Genomic DNA, 16,195 nt, shown 5'->3' on the forward strand with positions numbered 1-16,195 from the left:
TCTATAGGACTCTGATATCTGCCGAGTTATTCTGGAGAAGCATTCGTGTTTTTTTATGCGTGCTTCTTACTGTGTGAAATCCAATGAATCTGACCAACTCTACAGACGATATCCGCCAAACGCCTGCTGAAACGCAGCCTGCAGGGGTTCCATGTCCACATTCCATAGAGCAGCTATCTCTGCACTGACGTCGGTGTTCCACCACTCACATAGTTTTTTTCGATTATCCCGGTTTTCACCGATCCACAGCAGGTTGGCAATGACTTTGCCGTAATAGAGCTCTTCTGCCTGTTTCATCTGATCGGGAGAAATGTACACTTTCAGCCGTTTGGCTGTCCGGTACAGCTCCTTGCTGCAAGCTCTGCGAATCCCTCTGGCTGAAGGCAGCTTCTGGCTGGGGTTGCTATGTTTGACCGGGGGAGTGCCGGGTGTTGATTTGGGTGACATCTTCTCACGCTCCTCTCCCGATACCATATGCGAAGGGCGACTTGCAGGACACTAACCCGGTTCGAGGAAGTAGCAACAAACTGCAGCCCTGTGCTAAAATAGGGACGAACATCCATGGTGCTGCAGAGCGCCGCCAATCAGGATGAAGAAAGAGGGTCGAGATGGACGTTATTCATAACATTGTCGGTCAATTATTCGACTGGATTCAGAGCCTTGGATACTTTGGAATTATGCTGGGATTAATGCTTGAAGTCATCCCCAGTGAGATTGTGCTGGCATATGGAGGATTTCTTGTTTCACAGGGCAATATCAATTTCTTTGGCGCAATGATTTTCGGTACAGTGGGCGGCGTGGTAGCCCAGCTCTTTATTTATTGGATTGGCCGTTATGGCGGCAGGCCTGTACTTGAACGTTACGGAAAATACATACTGATCCAGAAAAAACACATCGACCATTCCGAGGAGTGGTTCCGCAAGTATGGTACAGGTGTCATTTTCACGGCGCGTTTTGTTCCGGTTGTGCGCCATGCCATCTCGATTCCTGCAGGCATATCTAAAATGCATACAGGCAGATTCATTCTGCTGACCACACTTGCTGTTATACCTTGGACTGCATTGTTTATATATTTAGGGATGGTACTGGGAGATCAATGGGAGCATATTAACGAGAAAGCAGCGCCTTACATTATGCCAATTTTGCTCGTTGCGCTCGCACTTATGATTGTTTATGTGCTTATTAAATGGATGAATGTTCGCAAAAAGAGAGGAAGTGTCTAGTTATGGGTAAACCAAACTTGTCTCACAAATTCGGTAAGGGTCTGCCGCCGAAGGAATTTATTGAGAGCATGACCAAGAACCAAAGCGAATTTCAGGCGAACTATGACAGCTTCACATGGCCAAGCGAAGATGATCGCGAATTTTTCGAAAGCCTGAACCACCGCGATGATTTGCGTGTATTGATTTTGGCTGCTGACTGGTGTGGAGATGTTGTTCGCAACATACCCGTTGTATTTCAGGCGCTTGAGATTTCGGGTATACCAACAGAAGTTCTTATTATGGAAAATCATCCTGAAGTGATGGATGAATTCCTTACGATGGGCGGTCGCTCCGTACCGATCGTTATTTTCGCGGATACGGGTGGACACGTGCTGGGCCAATGGGGACCGCGCCCTCAGCATGTACAGGAAGTCATGGTTGAATTCAAACGCCAGAATCCGGATCGCGATGCAGCTGACTACCAGGAGAAGATGGCTGTAGTACGTCAGGAAATAGGTAAACGCTATGGGGAAGGAACGGAGTCGCATGCAGCCATTATCCGTGAGCTGCGTGAACTGATTTCGGGTTACTAATTCAATATGCTTAACATTCGTACATTTACACTCGGTCCGCTCCAGACGAATGCATATCTGCTGCAGGGCGAAGATCCAGGTAAAGCGGTTATCATTGATCCGGGCATGAACCCGGGTCCGCTGCTCAAAGCGATTCAAGACTTGGAAATTGAAGCGATTTTGCTGACACATGCTCATTTTGATCATATGGGCGGTGTGGATGAAATCCGCAAATTGAAGGGTTGTCCAGTTTATTTGCATGATTTGGAGAGTGACTGGCTCACCTCCCCGAAACTGAATGGGTCATTGAACTGGCCTCAGGCTTCACCGCCTCTTTCGACAGATCCTGCAGAATATGCCATGGATGAAGGACAAACCTTACATTTTGTTGGCCACACGTTTAAGGTCTATCATACACCGGGGCACTCCCCTGGCAGTGTAAGCCTGCTATGTGGTGATGACCTGTTCGCAGGAGACGTTCTGTTCCGCATGGGTGTAGGGAGAACCGATCTGACGGGTGGACGGGAACGGGATCTGATTGATTCGATTCAGAACAAGCTGTACACCTTTGCAGATGAAGTGAAGGTATACCCTGGTCATGGCCCCAAAACGACGATCGGTTATGAGAAACAGAACAACCCTTACGTTTCCGCGAGATGACCAACATTGGATATAGGATCTGAGATTTATCCCTTAATCGAATGCTGACAAATTTCGATGCGAAGAAAGTCTGGACAAGTGACAAATTTTTCATTAGAATAGCAATTAGTTGTTACAAGCGTTAAGGCATCATCTAACTAAAGCATTGAATAGCAGTACCCTAACTTGCGAAGCACGCAGACTGTGGTCTATACCCGGTTTGCGTTCTTTTTTTGTTTTTTTGCAGCATTTGTAAGTGGAGATCCATCCAGAGACAACCTACATAAGATAAGTCATTGTAATACAGACAGCTTAATTTTGTTAGCAAGTGTAAGGAAGCAATGATAGTTAGTAAATAGGAAGTGAACAGTAATTGAACAGTAATTGATGAAACATGAGTAACAGGAGAGCGAGGAAGAAGAAGTGGAGAAGAAACGAGTCATACCTTTTGCACAGCGTGCCAAATATCCTTCCATTGAAGAAACCCGTCCTATGATGGACATTGGCAAACTTGAATCAGCGAAATCGCGTCCTCAATTACATAACTACAAAAGCAAGGATCTGAATGAACCTTTTAAACAGCAGCAAAGTATATGGAGAGATCGATTACTAAGCAGTGGGGCCCGCAACCAGCCTTGGTTCGACAAGCTGCAGGATTACCGGAATCAAGTCTGATTGCCCGGGAAATTGTCGGCTTCGGATTTTTTTGTGATTCCATTGAACGTTTCTGCAGAGACTGTCGTATTAACACCAGAATAAACGGGAAGCAGGTGATGAACTCGATGGAGGCAGCCGAATTGGAAGAGGTCCGCAGAGCAGCAGAAGGAGACGATCGTGCGCTGGCAGCACTGCTTCAACGTCACTATGCTTTTGTGTACAAATATTTGGTCAAGGTTACGATGGATCCAAATATTGCTGAAGAGACGGTGCAGGATACGATGATCCGATGTATGGAGAACATTCACCGTTATGACGGTTCGTCTGCCTTTTCGTCATGGATGATTACGATTGCCACCCGTATATATATTGACAAGACAAGGCGTAAGAAAAGAGAGAATGGCTGGCTGGATATGATTCGGAGTGAGGCCATAAGACGATTCCGCTGGCAGTTTGAGAGCCGGAATGAAGAATGGACGGATGTCATGGATGCGATGACAAGACTGACACCCGAACATCGTGTTGCTGTTCTGTTGAAGCATTATTACGGTTATGGATATGATGAAATTGGGGAGATGCTTGGTATTCCATCCGGAACGGCGAAATCGCGTACGGCCTATGGCCTTCGTCAATTGAGAAAGGAGTTGGGGGAAGTATGAGCAGGACGGATGAGCAAGATGAGCAGGAACTCCTGACACGACTCCAGCAGCAGATGAAAGTGCTGGACGATGCATATGAGCCTGTGAGCATCCCTTCATTAGCTTCGCTCGAAGTGCAGGTCAAGGAACGAAGACGGATCAAACGTCGGAAGAATTTGATCGAAATGTTCCTGTTCTGGATTGTTGGACTGATGGTTATCGCTTCTGGGGCGCTGTTGTTCCTGTCTGCTCCGGCTCTTTATTTGGGTATCCAGGCAATCGGCGTAGGGGCAGCAGTTACAGCGGCAATAATCTGGGCAGGAAAGAATCGGAAGGAGGAAGCCCATCATGAATAATATGCATTATTCGTTGAATGAGATTTCTCCGATTTGGCTAATATTGATCGCAATTGTTTTGTTTGTGCAAGGGACATGGATTTTTCAGGATGCACGTAAACGCGGGCGTTTCCCCTGGTTATGGGGATTGTGGGGAATCACCGGATTTCCGACACCTCTTATAGTATATTGGTTGGTTGTTGTTCGATCAGAGCGTAAACGATCCTAACAGATATCGTCGACCATCGGCGGCAGGTTCTATGGATATAAAAAGATTTTGCACAAATATGTTGTTTAATTCTAGTAATCGTAGACATCGCTATTCTTTTCTAGTAGACTATACAAATAAATATTAAAGATAGACTACCAGGAGGTTAGACGATGCTGCGATTAGGAGAAAAGGTTGTCATCGTCGCGGATGCGTTTGAGCAGAATCTTCCTGTGGGGGAATATGGATTCATCATCGCTTATGACCGGAATCCGGACAATGCGTTCGATTACGTGCTTCGAGTGCCGCAGGTAAACCGGAACTTTTTCGTTCCATCCGGCGACGTAGATCTGGAAGAGGTTCTGCTGAAGCAGGAAGCTGAGCGGGTCGAGCGAGAAGCGTTGATAGATTACGCCCTTGCGACACACAATGAGAAGCTGTTTCATCATTTGATGAACGGAGATTTTCAAGCTGTGGAAGAGGAAGAGGAAACCGCGAACGATGTTATGTCACAAGCGGATTTTATAAAGCAGGTTAATCTGCGTGCATGGATTTAGGATTTTAGAGAGTCGGCTGATGCCGGCTCTTTTTTGATAATTACACGAACTCCATGGATTGGGGTTATTTTGCTTATTGGACAAGTCAGGTCATTTGCATTGAATTGTCGAACCATCTCCCCTATAATGAAAAAAGTTATCTTGGGACTTTAGCCCGTTAAACGAGCGATTCGTTTCAGGCAGTTTCGGGAAGATGAACGAAATGAAGGAGGCATCCGGAAATGAGTATTTCGAATAATGACGTTCAGCATGTGGCCAAGCTGGCCCGGCTCAATTTGACTTCTGAAGAAGAACAGACGCTTACAGGACAGCTGAACGCGATTTTAAAATATGCAGAGAAGCTGAATGAGCTGGATACAGAGAACATTGAGCCAACCACTCACGTTCTGCACGTCAGCAATGTGATGCGCGAAGATGAAACGAAGGAAAGCCTGTCGATTGAACAGGTGATGCGCAATGCACCGGAAGAAGAAGACGGGCAGTTTAAAGTGCCTGCTGTAATGGAGTAACGGATAACCGGAAGGAGGACGAAAAACCGTGAGTTTATTTGAACAATCGTTGCCTGAGTTACATAACAAGCTGCATGCCAAGGAGTTGTCAGTCAGCGACCTGGTGGACCAAGCGTACCAGACTATTGGTGCGCGTGAAGACAAGGTTAAAGCATATCTTGCACTGGATGAAGAACAGGCGCGTTCCCGTGCACGTCAGCTGGATGACCGGCTCGTCAGTGGTGAGGAGAAAGGTTTGCTTTTTGGATTGCCGGTAGGGATTAAGGATAACATCGTTACGAACGGACTGCGCACCACGTGCGGCAGCCAGTTTTTGCGCAACTTCGACCCGGTGTATGATGCAACGGTTGTCGAAAAGTTGAGAGCTGCAGATACCGTGACGATCGGAAAACTGAACATGGATGAATTCGCCATGGGCGGCTCGAATGAGAATTCAAGCTTCTATCCTGTTCGTAACCCATGGGCTCTGGACCGTGTTCCAGGTGGCTCCAGCGGTGGTTCAGCAGCAGCTGTTGCTGCAGGAGAAGCTTACTTCACGCTGGGATCAGACACAGGGGGCTCCATCAGACAGCCCGCTTCGTATTGTGGAGTTGTCGGCATGAAACCGACCTATGGACTTGTTTCGCGCTTTGGGTTGGTTGCATTTGCATCCTCCCTGGATCAGATTGGACCTCTGACGAAAAATGTTGAGGATTCTGCTTATGTGCTGCAAGCCATTGCTGGCTACGATGCCAAAGATTCGACATCCGCAAAAGTGGAAATTCCGGATTATTTAAGTGGACTGACAGGAGATGTCAAAGGTTTGCGCATTGCTGTTCCGAAGGAATACATCGGTGAAGGCGTTGATCCGCAAGTCAAAGAGACCATTCTCTCTGCCCTGAAAGTGCTCGAGGGACTCGGCGCCACTTGGGAAGAGGTATCCCTTCCGCATACCGAATATGCGGTTGCTACGTACTACCTCTTGGCTTCCTCAGAAGCTTCTTCCAACCTGGCTCGTTTTGACGGTGTGCGTTATGGCGTGCGTGCTGATAACCCGGACAACCTGCTGGATCTGTACCACCAGTCCCGCAGTCAGGGTTTTGGTCCGGAAGTGAAGCGTCGTATCATGCTCGGAACGTATGCACTCAGCTCCGGTTATTATGATGCTTATTACTTGAAAGCCCAAAAAGTCCGTACATTGATCAAACAGGACTTCGATGACGTATTTGCCAAATATGATGTCATTATTGGACCAACTGCCCCTACGACCGCATTCAAATTGGGTTCTCAGGTGGATGATCCGCTCACAATGTATCTTAATGATATCCTGACCATTCCGGTCAGTCTGGCAGGCGTACCTGCAGTAAGCATCCCATGCGGCTTCTCGGAAGGGCTGCCTGTCGGCATGCAGATTATTGGTAAAGCCTTTGATGAAACAACTGTACTGCGCGTTGCGCATGCGTTTGAACAAAATACGGAATTCCACAAGCAGCGTCCGCAGCTGTAGACTGCCCGGAACGGAGGAATATTGATATGTCCGCATCTAAATACGAAACGGTCATTGGACTTGAAGTCCATGTGGAGTTGCACACCAACTCCAAAATTTTTTGCGGCTGCTCCACGGCCTTTGGAGCACCGCCGAATACCCATACTTGTCCGGTCTGTCTCGGACATCCGGGCGTATTGCCCGTACTGAATCGCCAGGCCGTGGATTATGCCATGAAAGCAGCCATGGCCCTCAACTGTACCATTGCTGATGTTAGCAAATTCGATCGTAAAAACTACTTCTATCCGGATTCTCCGAAAGCCTATCAGATTTCTCAATTCGATCAACCGATCGGTGAGAACGGATGGATTGACATTGAAGTCAACGGAGAAACGAAACGAATCGGCATCACCCGACTTCATTTGGAAGAAGATGCGGGTAAGCTTACTCACGTTGATGGGGGCTATGCTTCATTGGTCGACTTCAACCGCGTGGGTACACCTCTGGTGGAAATTGTATCCGAACCGGAAATTTCTTCTCCGGAAGAAGCGCGTGCCTATTTGGAAAAACTGCGTGCAATCATGCAGTACTGTGATGTGTCTGACGTGAAAATGGAAGAAGGCTCCCTGCGTTGTGACGCCAACATCAGTTTGCGTCCGCATGGGCAGGAGAAGCTGGGAACCAGAGCAGAACTGAAAAACATGAACTCTTTCCGTGGCGTACAGCGCGGTTTGGAATATGAGCAGTTCCGTCAGGCTGAAATTTTGGATGACGGTGGTGAAGTGGTACAGGAGACACGTCGCTGGGATGAGGCACAAGGGAAAACGCTGACGATGCGCGGCAAAGAGCAAGCGCATGACTATCGTTATTTCCCGGATCCGGATCTGGTGAAGCTGCATATCGATGCAGCTTGGAAGGAACGAATCAAAGCTTCGATCCCTGAACTTCCGGACGAGCGCAAAGCCCGTTATACCGCTGATTATGGACTGCCTAATTATGATGCAGAGGTGATTACCTCTTCCAAAGCGGTTGCCGATCTTTTTGAAGACAGTCTGAAATATACCCAGGATGCCAAAGCCGTATCCAACTGGATTATGGGTGATCTGCTTGGTTATCTGAACAACAGCAACCTGGAATTGTCCCAGGTGCCTCTGACGGGTCAGGGACTGGGAGAAATGATCGGATTGCTTGAAAAAGGCACGATTAGCAGCAAAATCGCCAAAACCGTCTTTAAGGAAATGCTGGAGAGCGGCAAGCTTCCACAGCAAATCGTTGAGGAAAAAGGTCTCGTGCAAATCAGTGACGAAGGTGCCATTCTCGCCATTGTTGAGCAGGTTGTCGCGAACAATCCTCAATCCGTGGAAGATTACAAAGCGGGAAAACAGAAAGCCATTGGTTTCCTGGTTGGTCAGGTGATGAAAGAAAGTAAAGGTAAGGCTAATCCGGGTCTGGTTAATCAACTGCTTGCAGATGTACTGAACCGCTAATCCATCCGGTAAGGCCGGACAGAAAGAGGCTCGTCCCTGTGACAGCCTCTTTTCTTATTTTGTGAGGCAAGGATATACTCTTGTAATTCGGATATAGCTGCGTACGAAGGAGATGAGAGTGGATATGAAGATTCAATTGTTGGCGTTGAATGATCCGGAGACGGCTGGGCAGCTATGGAGACTTCAGCATGTAGCTTATCGACTGGAAGCAGAGATGATCGGTTTTCAGGAAATTCCGCCTTTGATGGATACGATCGAATCTCTGCAAAGCTGCGGAGAGACCTTTTACGGTTTATTGGACAATGATGAAGAGCTTCTTGGTGCCGTTGCTGTAGCTGAGGAAGAGGAGAACACGTTGACGATTACACGCATGATGGTGCACCCTGAACATTTTCGCAAAGGTATTGCGGCTGCATTGATGAGACATGTGTTCGAGCAGTATCCAAATCTTCCGCGGTATATTGTATCAACGGGTACATTGAACCAACCGGCAGTGAATTTATATACCAAATTCGGCTTCAAACCCGTGGAGGTTACTGTAATTGCGCCTGGCGTGGAATTAACGACATTTCATAAGAATAAACATTAATCATGTGAACTTTGTGGAGGAGGAATACCAGTTTTGGGTGATCCCTGGTTTATCGATGAGTGGCACATTTTATTGAGATTATTACTGGCCATGCTGCTTGGAGGACTTGTAGGTCTGGAGCGTGAACGTTCCAATCATGCTGCTGGTCTGCGTACCCATATTCTGGTGTGTCTTGGGTCTGCATTGATTATGATGTTGTCTGTTTATGGTTTTAAAGATTTTGCCAATGAATTAAATGTAAGGATTGATCCGGCCCGTTTGGCTACGGCAGTTATTACCGGTGTCGGATTCCTCGGAGCGGGTACAATTCTCTTTACCGGAAAGTCCATTACAGGACTCACCACTGCAGCTTCAATCTGGGTTGTTGCAGCCATCGGACTGGCAGCTGGCGCGGGATTCTTTTTTGCCTCGATCGTATCTACGATACTGGTATTGCTCAATCTATGGGTATTCAACAAGCTCGAGCTCAGGTATATACGAGGGAACAAACTGCATGTTGTGACACTACATACGTTGTCAGAACCCGGTTTTCTGGAACAGGTGTCTTCATTTCTGGAGCAAGAGAAGATCAAAATACGCAAAATCACAGTGAATGAGCAGGATTTAGCCTTTGCAGAAATGATTTCGGTTGAGCGCAAAATTGAGATTGTACTCCATGTGCACGTACCTCATGAACTCAATACCGTACAACTGGTAACCCAATTAAGGCAATGGGAACACGTGACCAAAGTGTCGATAGAATAAATGATCAAAACCCTCCACAAGCCTGTTGTGTCGGAGGGTTTTTGGTCATACCCATATTTTTTCCAGTTACTCTCCGGGCTCTTTAGGGTACTATCTAACCAAATGCATGAAGAACGGGAATACGATTTCATAAGAAAGGAGTATGTCATGAAAGGAAAACGTCAATCGAGGAGAAACGGACAAACGACCAAAACAAAGCCGCTCCGAAATCGGACACATAAATTTATTGCCGGGCTGCTAAGTGCAGTCATTCCGGGCCTGGGACATATCTATTTGCGGCTGTATATGAGAGGTTTAACATTTATGCTGCTTGTATTGCTTGACCTGTCGGCACTTTTATATTTTTCATCCATCGGCATACAGATTAATGTACCTCTTTTAATTTTGCTCGCTTTGTTCATTCCGGTAATCTACTTTTACAATGTATTCGATGTACTGCAATCGGCGGATTGGGTCATGATGCGGAGACGTAGAGCCGCAACCCATGGAAATATAGACAAGCCAGTAACAAGCGAACGAGCTATTGGTGAAGCATTTATGGCTTGGGAGCGAGGCATTTCGTTTGGGCTCCTGCTGATAATAGGTGGCGGACTGATGGTCCTGTTTTTCCGTAAACCCCGCTGGTTCCAGGAAATTTTAGCTGTATATGGTGGATATGTTTTTGCCGGTTTGTTAATTATCGGTGGTCTGATCCTGTTCGGACGTGAGATCTGGGTCATGCTGCGCAAAAAGAAAGTATAGATGGGAAATCAAGGAGGGAAAGTGATGAACCGTAAAGTCCGGGTCGGTCGCTATACGGCTGCCGCCTTAATCATAGCGGTCGGTGTGCTGTTGATTTTGGATAAACGGTGGGGAACGGACTACGTATATGAAATGGTCGACTGGTGGCCGTTGCTGCTCATTGTATTAGGTGTGGAATACATACTGTTATTCCTGTGGACACGCAGTAAGAAAAAGGCAGTATCAGATGAGTTGCAGGATGAGAAAGTAAAGATCCGTTTCAGACCGGATGCAAAAGGCATCCTGGCTTCCCTTGTGCTTACAGCTTCCGTATTTATCGTGACAGAACAGGATCATTACATGCACCTGTGGAACAGAGTGAGCCTTAATCTGGGAGCAGCATCCATGGATTACAGCCAGGCAGCGGGATACATGCAAGACAAGGGAACAATTCGTGTGCCTGTTGGAATGGATACGTCCGATCTAGTTGTTCAAGGGGTGAATGGGGATATCTCGGTACAACGCGGGGATACGGACGAGATAGAGGTACGAACTGTAGTATGGGTAGATAAGACAACTGAGGTAGAGGCCAAGGCCGTGGCAGATGCATCATTTATTGAGACAGACGGTACCAAGGTTATTCATATTACGGCAACGGGCAAGACTTATGGAGAGAACGATAAAACACAGCCGCGAATGAATATGACCATCACTATTCCGGATGACCGGCGTTTCAATCTTGATATTCGTACTTCCAATGGAGCCATATTGTTAAACCGTCCGGAGGCCATTAGCACGATTTTGGCTGAGACCGGGAATGGACGTATCCGAATTACGAATGCGGTAGGTGATATTACGGGCAAAACGTTAAACGGTGATGTCATTGTGGCCAATGCCATGGGTAATGTGGACCTGGATAGTAACCGGGGAGACATGAAAGCTCGCGGAGTTTCGGGGGATGTGGATTTGACGACACAGGTGGGAAGCATCAGCATTACCGATTCTATAGGTGAATTTACCGCTGAAACGCGGAACGGAAATATTACTTTGGATGGTGCCAATCTTGCGATCAGGGCTCAGTCCCTTAATGGCAGCATCAGCATCGTATCCTCCAAAGTTGGCGGGGATTGGGATGTATACAGCGCGGTTGGTGCAATCAGCATCTTGCTCCCGCATCAGGGGGATTACAGTCTGAGCGGCTCCAGCAGTTATGGGGATCTGAAGACGGACCTGCCTTTTACCGTGCAAAATAAAACCATAGAAGGTCAGCTGGGCGAAGGAGAATACAGAGTTAAAATTGAGGGGAACAGCGACCTAACCATTAATCGTAACCCCGATGTACCTTCGACGGATGTGAACACTTCAGAAGTGGAAGACACAGACGGAAATATGGAGCAGATTACCGAAAACGGAGACAATTCCCAGGACAATGCGTCTGAAGTTCCGTAACTGCCGCGTTGACAATAAACTTACAATCGCCGTACAATAAATAATAAATGGCAAGGTTACATGACAGGAAAGATTGAGGTCGTGTTCTTTGTCAAGAATCAACTCTGATAGACAAGACGTGAATGATCTGGTCTTCTTAGAGAATGAAAGGTAAGGCGGTGGGTTTTATGGCAACACGTGTCCAACATGCGTTGGAGCATCTGAAAACGACCGGTGTCCGTATTACACCCCAGCGCCATGCCATATTGAATTATCTGATGGAATCCATGGGGCATCCGACAGCCGATGAAATTTACCGTGCGCTTGAACCCCAGTTTCCCAGTATGAGCGTGGCGACTGTATATAACAATTTGAAGATGTTTCTGGAAGCCGGCATGGTTCGGGAATTGACATACGGAGATAACTCCAGCCGCTTCGATGCCAATGTAACGGATCATTATCATGTCATTTGTGATAAATGCGGTAAAATTGAAGATTTCAGTTATCCTTCGCTCAAAAGCGTTGAGCTCCAGGCGGAATCAAGTACCGGATTTGAAGTCCACGGACACCGTTTGGAAGTTTATGGTGTTTGTAAAAGTTGCAGGGATTAAGAGAGTTGAATTACAATATTAACGTGCAGAATTCAGTTTGGATTCTACACGTTTTTTGTTTTTGGGGATAAAAAAATACATCATGGTTTTCAAGCTGCAAATATATCTTTATGATTCAGCATGATTAACGGAGGTAGGCGTTTGAGTAGAAAAAGCAGATATACACGGCAGAGGAAGCGACGCTCGTTCTGGCCTGGGTTCTTAGGGGCCTGTCTTATAGCAGGCGGTGCGTACTGGTTTATAACGAATGTATGGCTCAATCAAATTCACGAAGATCCCGATTGGCTCGGAATGAATCAGCCTGTTTTTGTGGATGGACAGTTGATGGATGGTGAAGCTTCCGGTACGGGAGAACAGCTTAAGCTGCCTGTGAAGGTGCTTCAGGAGGCCATTGATCCGGGCATACGATATGAAGCGGACACAGGTGATATTATTATTGCGACGCCGCAACGTGTGCTTCACATGAAGGAAGGCAGCACCAAGGCGGAGCTTAATCATTCGGATTATCCCATGTCCGTCAAGCCGGAGGTCATTGGAGGAGAGGCGTATATCCCGCTAAAACCTTTGAAGGAAGTTTATGGCATAGCCATTCAGGAGGATACGACCACGGGTGCCGTGCTGCTGATGCGTGGAGGAGACACGATTCAATATGCGGAGATTGATACCCTGTCATCCAAATCAGATAAAACCGTTCCTTTGTATAAACGTGGTGGGGAGTCATCCCCGATTATTGCAGATATGGAACAGAAAGCCCGAGTACGGGTATGGCAAACAGGTGATGAACAGAGCTTTGTTCAGCTGGATAACGGCTACGCTGGATACGTGGACAATAAATATATTTCTCTCACAGAGAAAAAGGAGCTGGACAAGCCCAAATTTACGTTGACTGCAGCAGAGAAGAAGTGGCAGAGCAAATCGGTAAATCTGGTGTGGGAGGCTGTGTACAATCGTCAGCCCGATGTCGGTTCCATCGGTAAGATGCCAGGTGTTAATGTCGTCAGTCCAACGTGGTTCCATATTACGGACGGTCAAGGCAACTTGAAAAGCAAAGCTGACAAAGCGTATGTTAACTGGGCTCACCGTTCCGGGATGGAAGTTTGGGGTCTGATGGATAACAGTTTTGACCCGGATATTACAAAAGAAGCGGTATCCTCTTATGAGACTCGCACGCATATCATCGAACAGATGCTGGAATACGCCGATACCTATCAATTGGATGGCATTAATATTGATTTTGAGAACGTATATACAGAAGATGGACCCAATATCACTCAATTTGTTCGCGAGATTAAGGCGATGGCTCGTATACATGGACTGATGCTATCTGTAGATGTAACTCCAAAATCGAATAGTGAGATGTGGTCTGCTTTTCTGGATCGACGTTCACTTGGCTCCTTTGCCGATTATATTGTTGTTATGGCATATGATGAACACTGGGCTGCCAGTCCGAAGGCTGGTTCCGTCGCTTCACTGCCATGGACCGAGTCCTCCATGAGACGAATTCTTGAAGAAGATGAAGTGCCTTCAAACAAATTGATTATGGCTGTTCCGCTATATACACGAATCTGGACAGAGGAAACAGATGAACAGGGAGAGGTTAAAGTGTCCTCGAAAGCAGTAGGCATGGATACCGTAGCCGATCTGATCAAAGAAAAGAAGCTCAAACCTGTGCTGGATAAAGAAAGTGGACAGAATTATGTGGAATACTCCGAAGACGGAGCCACCAAAAAGATTTGGATCGAAGATGCTGCTTCACTACAGGCTCGTGTGGATCTGATTGATTCATTGAAACTGGGTGGTGTAGCCGCCTGGAATCGCAGTTTTGCCAATGCTTCGGCCTGGCAGACGTTACAGCAGGTGGGTCGTTAAAAGTAAAACGGATATTGAACTTATTTTTTAATATGAATTGAGTCACTAATTGAAAAAAAACGCAAAAAAGGTCCGGTTTAGACGCCGGGCCTTTTTCTGTTTGCTCTTGATCTGAGATGAGAAGAGAGGCTAACCCTTTGGACTTATGCCATGATCCACGTCAGCAGCTGGTGGGGAAGGCGCTTTCAGATGAGGACGGTTTGTGTTGGCCTGATTGGGATCCAGGGTGAGGATCGTATGGCAGAACATACAGCGATCCGTCTTGCCAAGCATTTTGGTCAACTTGCCACATTCGGGGCAATCCACTTGAACAGCGCTCGTGGACAGCATGCCAGCCCAAAAGTAAATGGCCAAACTGGCCATTATGGCAACCAGACCGATAACGAGTCCCACGGCAGCAAACACCTTGCCTGCATGTCCCCAAAACACAATTCCGGCTGTTCCCAGTACCATTAGGCCCATGCCTAGCATGGTAAGCAGCAATCCCCAAGTGCGAAAAGCATTAATTTTAGCGGATTTAAACACCATGAAAAATGCTCCTATCGTATGAGTAGTATTGGACCTGGAAAAGAAGGAAACTTCAGTCTGCATGTAGAATTACATTATAACTGACTTGGCGCTTATCTGCCATGAATTGTATGGAGGGAATCGTGGAATTAAAGAACCTAGCTTTTTTGTCCGGACAGTCGGAAGAGTCAGGGGCAGTTGGGGCTATCGCTTATTCCCATCCGGGTGAGCGATTCCACGGCTCCCTGATTCAGGATTTTGAACTGCTTGTACTCATTGTCTGTAATACAGATCAGATTATATCGAAGGTTGGGCATTACCGATATGGCGATCTGCGTTATCAAATGATCTACGCGGGGCGTCATCAACTGCAGAGCAGTGTAATTACCGGGGACAATAACAATCTGATGCAATGTTTGATTGAGGGCGAGATTATTTGGGAAGCAGATGGTGCGCTAAGTGCCCTGCGAGAGGAATTGTCTGCTTTTGGATTGGAATTGCGCGAACAAAAGCTACTGCACGAATTCGCAAGCTTTCTCAGAATGTATGTGGAAGCCAAGCGGCACATCCAGGAAGGGCATGTCGTTGATGCGTATTACAATGTACTGGAGGCTCTGGGTAACTGGGCCAGGATTGTACTGATCGAACAGGGCGTATACCCTGACCATGCCGTTTGGACACATGTGCAGAACTTGGACCGGGCACTCTGGAAGCTTTATCAGGAGCTGACCGTTAGTTCGGAGACATTGGAGCAGCGGGTGGAACTCGTCCTCCTCGCTTGTGAATTTTCTGTTATGTCCAAAATGAGTGATTGTTCCGAATTGCTTTTGCGGGTAATTCGAAGTCGGAAGGAAGCGTGGAGCATAGATGAGCTCGTCCATCATCCGCAATTGAGGTTTGTGGGGGAAGACCTGCCATTGATTCTTCGGAAGCTGGTGTTTCGTTCTATAGTAAAAGAGTCGGCTGGGTGGCCGTCCTTAATAGGAGGCGAGGGGCGGGAAATCCGGTATTGGATTGAAGCCTGAACAAGGCACGTAACCTAGTTAATATTGTTTCGGAAAAAGGAGGGGAAACCTTCCTTTTTTGTTTGTATAAATAAATAATTAAAACAGGTTGACTCTGAAATAGAGAATGTGATACATTATATTTCGTTCCCCAAACGAGCTAATCGCTAAAACAAGATGAAATCGTTGAGGGAAAAGTTAAGAACAAATGTTTCAAAAAAAGAAATAAAAAAAGTCCTTGACGAAAACAACTTGAATGTGATACATTATTTAAGTCGCCGCTGAAAATGTGGTTGACGAAAAAAGAGTCAGATAAATCAAGTTTGATCTTTGAAAACTGAACAACGAGTGAGTAACGATCTTGCTTGCAAGATCAAAATTGAGATTTTTAATCTCGTCAGATTCAAAATGAGCTAATCGCTCTTTTCAATACTTTATTGGAGAGTTTGATCCT

Annotated in this window: 20 protein-coding genes; 18 read left to right on the forward strand and 2 right to left on the reverse strand. The window is 46.7% G+C overall.

The window, feature by feature from the left end:
• Positions 1 to 99: 99 nt before the first annotated feature.
• Positions 100 to 447 (reverse strand): dehydrogenase, encoded by a 348-nt coding sequence (locus AAIH57_RS26250; RefSeq protein ID WP_175395346.1) that lies wholly within the window; start codon positions 445 to 447, stop codon positions 100 to 102.
• A 161-nt stretch (positions 448 to 608) separates the two neighbouring features.
• On the opposite strand from AAIH57_RS26250, the gene AAIH57_RS26255 reads away from it, so the two are divergent.
• From AAIH57_RS26255 to AAIH57_RS26335, 17 genes are all read left to right on the forward strand, one after another.
• Positions 609 to 1,223 (forward strand): DedA family protein, encoded by a 615-nt coding sequence (locus AAIH57_RS26255; protein ID WP_413037235.1) that lies wholly within the window; start codon positions 609 to 611, stop codon positions 1,221 to 1,223.
• Positions 1,224 to 1,225: 2 nt separating this feature from the next.
• Positions 1,226 to 1,795, forward strand: coding sequence for a thioredoxin family protein (locus AAIH57_RS26260; protein WP_175395348.1), 570 nt, complete (start codon positions 1,226 to 1,228; stop codon positions 1,793 to 1,795).
• Positions 1,796 to 1,801: 6 nt separating this feature from the next.
• Positions 1,802 to 2,434, forward strand: coding sequence for an MBL fold metallo-hydrolase (locus AAIH57_RS26265; protein WP_413037234.1), 633 nt, complete (start codon positions 1,802 to 1,804; stop codon positions 2,432 to 2,434).
• A gap of 402 nt (positions 2,435 to 2,836) precedes the next feature.
• A complete protein-coding gene (locus AAIH57_RS26270; RefSeq protein ID WP_430023558.1) occupies positions 2,837 to 3,088 on the forward strand; it encodes a hypothetical protein in 252 nt (83 codons plus the stop codon).
• Positions 3,089 to 3,186: 98 nt separating this feature from the next.
• Entirely contained in the window at positions 3,187 to 3,729 is a 543-nt protein-coding gene (gene sigY / locus AAIH57_RS26275; protein WP_430023559.1) for an RNA polymerase sigma factor SigY, read from the forward strand.
• Positions 3,726 to 4,064, forward strand: a complete 339-nt coding sequence (locus tag AAIH57_RS26280; protein WP_430023560.1) for a DUF5345 family protein — start codon at positions 3,726 to 3,728, stop codon at positions 4,062 to 4,064. Before sigY ends, AAIH57_RS26280 begins: the two co-directional genes overlap by 4 nt.
• Positions 4,057 to 4,272 (forward strand): hypothetical protein, encoded by a 216-nt coding sequence (locus tag AAIH57_RS26285; RefSeq protein ID WP_175395352.1) that lies wholly within the window; start codon positions 4,057 to 4,059, stop codon positions 4,270 to 4,272. The genes AAIH57_RS26280 and AAIH57_RS26285 overlap by 8 nt, the downstream gene beginning before the upstream one ends.
• A 152-nt stretch (positions 4,273 to 4,424) precedes the next feature.
• Positions 4,425 to 4,808: a hypothetical protein gene (locus tag AAIH57_RS26290; RefSeq protein ID WP_024631336.1), complete on the forward strand. Its 384-nt coding sequence runs from the start codon at positions 4,425 to 4,427 to the stop codon at positions 4,806 to 4,808.
• Between the two features lie 221 nt (positions 4,809 to 5,029).
• Positions 5,030 to 5,317, forward strand: coding sequence for an Asp-tRNA(Asn)/Glu-tRNA(Gln) amidotransferase subunit GatC (gene gatC, locus AAIH57_RS26295; RefSeq protein WP_175395353.1), 288 nt, complete (start codon positions 5,030 to 5,032; stop codon positions 5,315 to 5,317).
• 28 nt (positions 5,318 to 5,345) lie between these two features.
• A complete protein-coding gene (gene gatA / locus AAIH57_RS26300; RefSeq protein WP_175395354.1) occupies positions 5,346 to 6,803 on the forward strand; it encodes an Asp-tRNA(Asn)/Glu-tRNA(Gln) amidotransferase subunit GatA in 1,458 nt (485 codons plus the stop codon).
• Between the two features lie 26 nt (positions 6,804 to 6,829).
• Entirely contained in the window at positions 6,830 to 8,269 is a 1,440-nt protein-coding gene (gene gatB, locus AAIH57_RS26305; RefSeq protein ID WP_095292521.1) for an Asp-tRNA(Asn)/Glu-tRNA(Gln) amidotransferase subunit GatB, read from the forward strand.
• A 124-nt stretch (positions 8,270 to 8,393) separates the two neighbouring features.
• The gene (locus AAIH57_RS26310) at positions 8,394 to 8,858 is read left to right on the forward strand and encodes a GNAT family N-acetyltransferase (protein WP_430023561.1); all 465 of its coding nucleotides are present in this window, start codon (positions 8,394 to 8,396) and stop codon (positions 8,856 to 8,858) included.
• A 33-nt stretch (positions 8,859 to 8,891) separates the two neighbouring features.
• Positions 8,892 to 9,602, forward strand: coding sequence for an MgtC/SapB family protein (locus AAIH57_RS26315; RefSeq protein ID WP_175395356.1), 711 nt, complete (start codon positions 8,892 to 8,894; stop codon positions 9,600 to 9,602).
• Between the two features lie 147 nt (positions 9,603 to 9,749).
• Positions 9,750 to 10,343 (forward strand): hypothetical protein, encoded by a 594-nt coding sequence (locus AAIH57_RS26320; RefSeq protein WP_430023562.1) that lies wholly within the window; start codon positions 9,750 to 9,752, stop codon positions 10,341 to 10,343.
• A 24-nt stretch (positions 10,344 to 10,367) separates the two neighbouring features.
• Complete coding sequence (locus AAIH57_RS26325) at positions 10,368 to 11,771, forward strand: DUF4097 family beta strand repeat-containing protein (protein ID WP_430023564.1); 1,404 nt, start codon at positions 10,368 to 10,370, stop codon at positions 11,769 to 11,771.
• A 167-nt stretch (positions 11,772 to 11,938) separates the two neighbouring features.
• Positions 11,939 to 12,361, forward strand: a complete 423-nt coding sequence (gene perR, locus AAIH57_RS26330) for a peroxide-responsive transcriptional repressor PerR (protein WP_024631328.1) — start codon at positions 11,939 to 11,941, stop codon at positions 12,359 to 12,361.
• 120 nt (positions 12,362 to 12,481) lie between these two features.
• Entirely contained in the window at positions 12,482 to 14,230 is a 1,749-nt protein-coding gene (locus AAIH57_RS26335) for a glycosyl hydrolase family 18 protein (RefSeq protein WP_430023565.1), read from the forward strand.
• 129 nt (positions 14,231 to 14,359) lie between these two features.
• Here AAIH57_RS26335 and AAIH57_RS26340 read toward each other — a convergent pair whose 3' ends face one another.
• Positions 14,360 to 14,758, reverse strand: coding sequence for a YgzB family protein (locus tag AAIH57_RS26340; protein ID WP_430023566.1), 399 nt, complete (start codon positions 14,756 to 14,758; stop codon positions 14,360 to 14,362).
• Between the two features lie 122 nt (positions 14,759 to 14,880).
• Here AAIH57_RS26340 and AAIH57_RS26345 point away from each other — a divergent pair, with 122 nt between their 5' ends.
• Positions 14,881 to 15,762: a nucleotidyltransferase-like protein gene (locus tag AAIH57_RS26345; protein WP_312884266.1), complete on the forward strand. Its 882-nt coding sequence runs from the start codon at positions 14,881 to 14,883 to the stop codon at positions 15,760 to 15,762.
• Positions 15,763 to 16,195 lie beyond the last annotated feature (433 nt).

It is taken from the genome of Paenibacillus sp. MABNR03 (genome assembly GCF_050455445.1).
Taxonomy (GTDB): domain Bacteria; phylum Bacillota; class Bacilli; order Paenibacillales; family Paenibacillaceae; genus Paenibacillus; species Paenibacillus xylanilyticus.

Bases quoted from the DNA above. Each gene is read 5' to 3' on its own strand.
- AAIH57_RS26285 (WP_175395352.1), top strand. From the start codon at position 4,057: ATGAATAATATGCATTATTCGTTGAATGAGATTTCTCCGATTTGGCTA.
- AAIH57_RS26250 (WP_175395346.1), bottom strand. From the start codon at position 447: ATGTCACCCAAATCAACACCCGGCACTCCCCCGGTCAAACATAGCAAC.
- AAIH57_RS26320 (WP_430023562.1), top strand. From the start codon at position 9,750: ATGAAAGGAAAACGTCAATCGAGGAGAAACGGACAAACGACCAAAACA.
- AAIH57_RS26340 (WP_430023566.1), bottom strand. From the start codon at position 14,758: ATGGTGTTTAAATCCGCTAAAATTAATGCTTTTCGCACTTGGGGATTG.
- AAIH57_RS26290 (WP_024631336.1), top strand. From the start codon at position 4,425: ATGCTGCGATTAGGAGAAAAGGTTGTCATCGTCGCGGATGCGTTTGAG.
- sigY (WP_430023559.1), top strand. From the start codon at position 3,187: ATGAACTCGATGGAGGCAGCCGAATTGGAAGAGGTCCGCAGAGCAGCA.
- AAIH57_RS26265 (WP_413037234.1), top strand. From the start codon at position 1,802: ATGCTTAACATTCGTACATTTACACTCGGTCCGCTCCAGACGAATGCA.
- perR (WP_024631328.1), top strand. From the start codon at position 11,939: ATGGCAACACGTGTCCAACATGCGTTGGAGCATCTGAAAACGACCGGT.
- AAIH57_RS26260 (WP_175395348.1), top strand. From the start codon at position 1,226: ATGGGTAAACCAAACTTGTCTCACAAATTCGGTAAGGGTCTGCCGCCG.
- AAIH57_RS26325 (WP_430023564.1), top strand. From the start codon at position 10,368: ATGAACCGTAAAGTCCGGGTCGGTCGCTATACGGCTGCCGCCTTAATC.
- gatB (WP_095292521.1), top strand. From the start codon at position 6,830: ATGTCCGCATCTAAATACGAAACGGTCATTGGACTTGAAGTCCATGTG.
- AAIH57_RS26335 (WP_430023565.1), top strand. From the start codon at position 12,482: ATGATTAACGGAGGTAGGCGTTTGAGTAGAAAAAGCAGATATACACGG.
- gatC (WP_175395353.1), top strand. From the start codon at position 5,030: ATGAGTATTTCGAATAATGACGTTCAGCATGTGGCCAAGCTGGCCCGG.
- AAIH57_RS26255 (WP_413037235.1), top strand. From the start codon at position 609: ATGGACGTTATTCATAACATTGTCGGTCAATTATTCGACTGGATTCAG.
- AAIH57_RS26310 (WP_430023561.1), top strand. From the start codon at position 8,394: ATGAAGATTCAATTGTTGGCGTTGAATGATCCGGAGACGGCTGGGCAG.
- AAIH57_RS26280 (WP_430023560.1), top strand. From the start codon at position 3,726: ATGAGCAGGACGGATGAGCAAGATGAGCAGGAACTCCTGACACGACTC.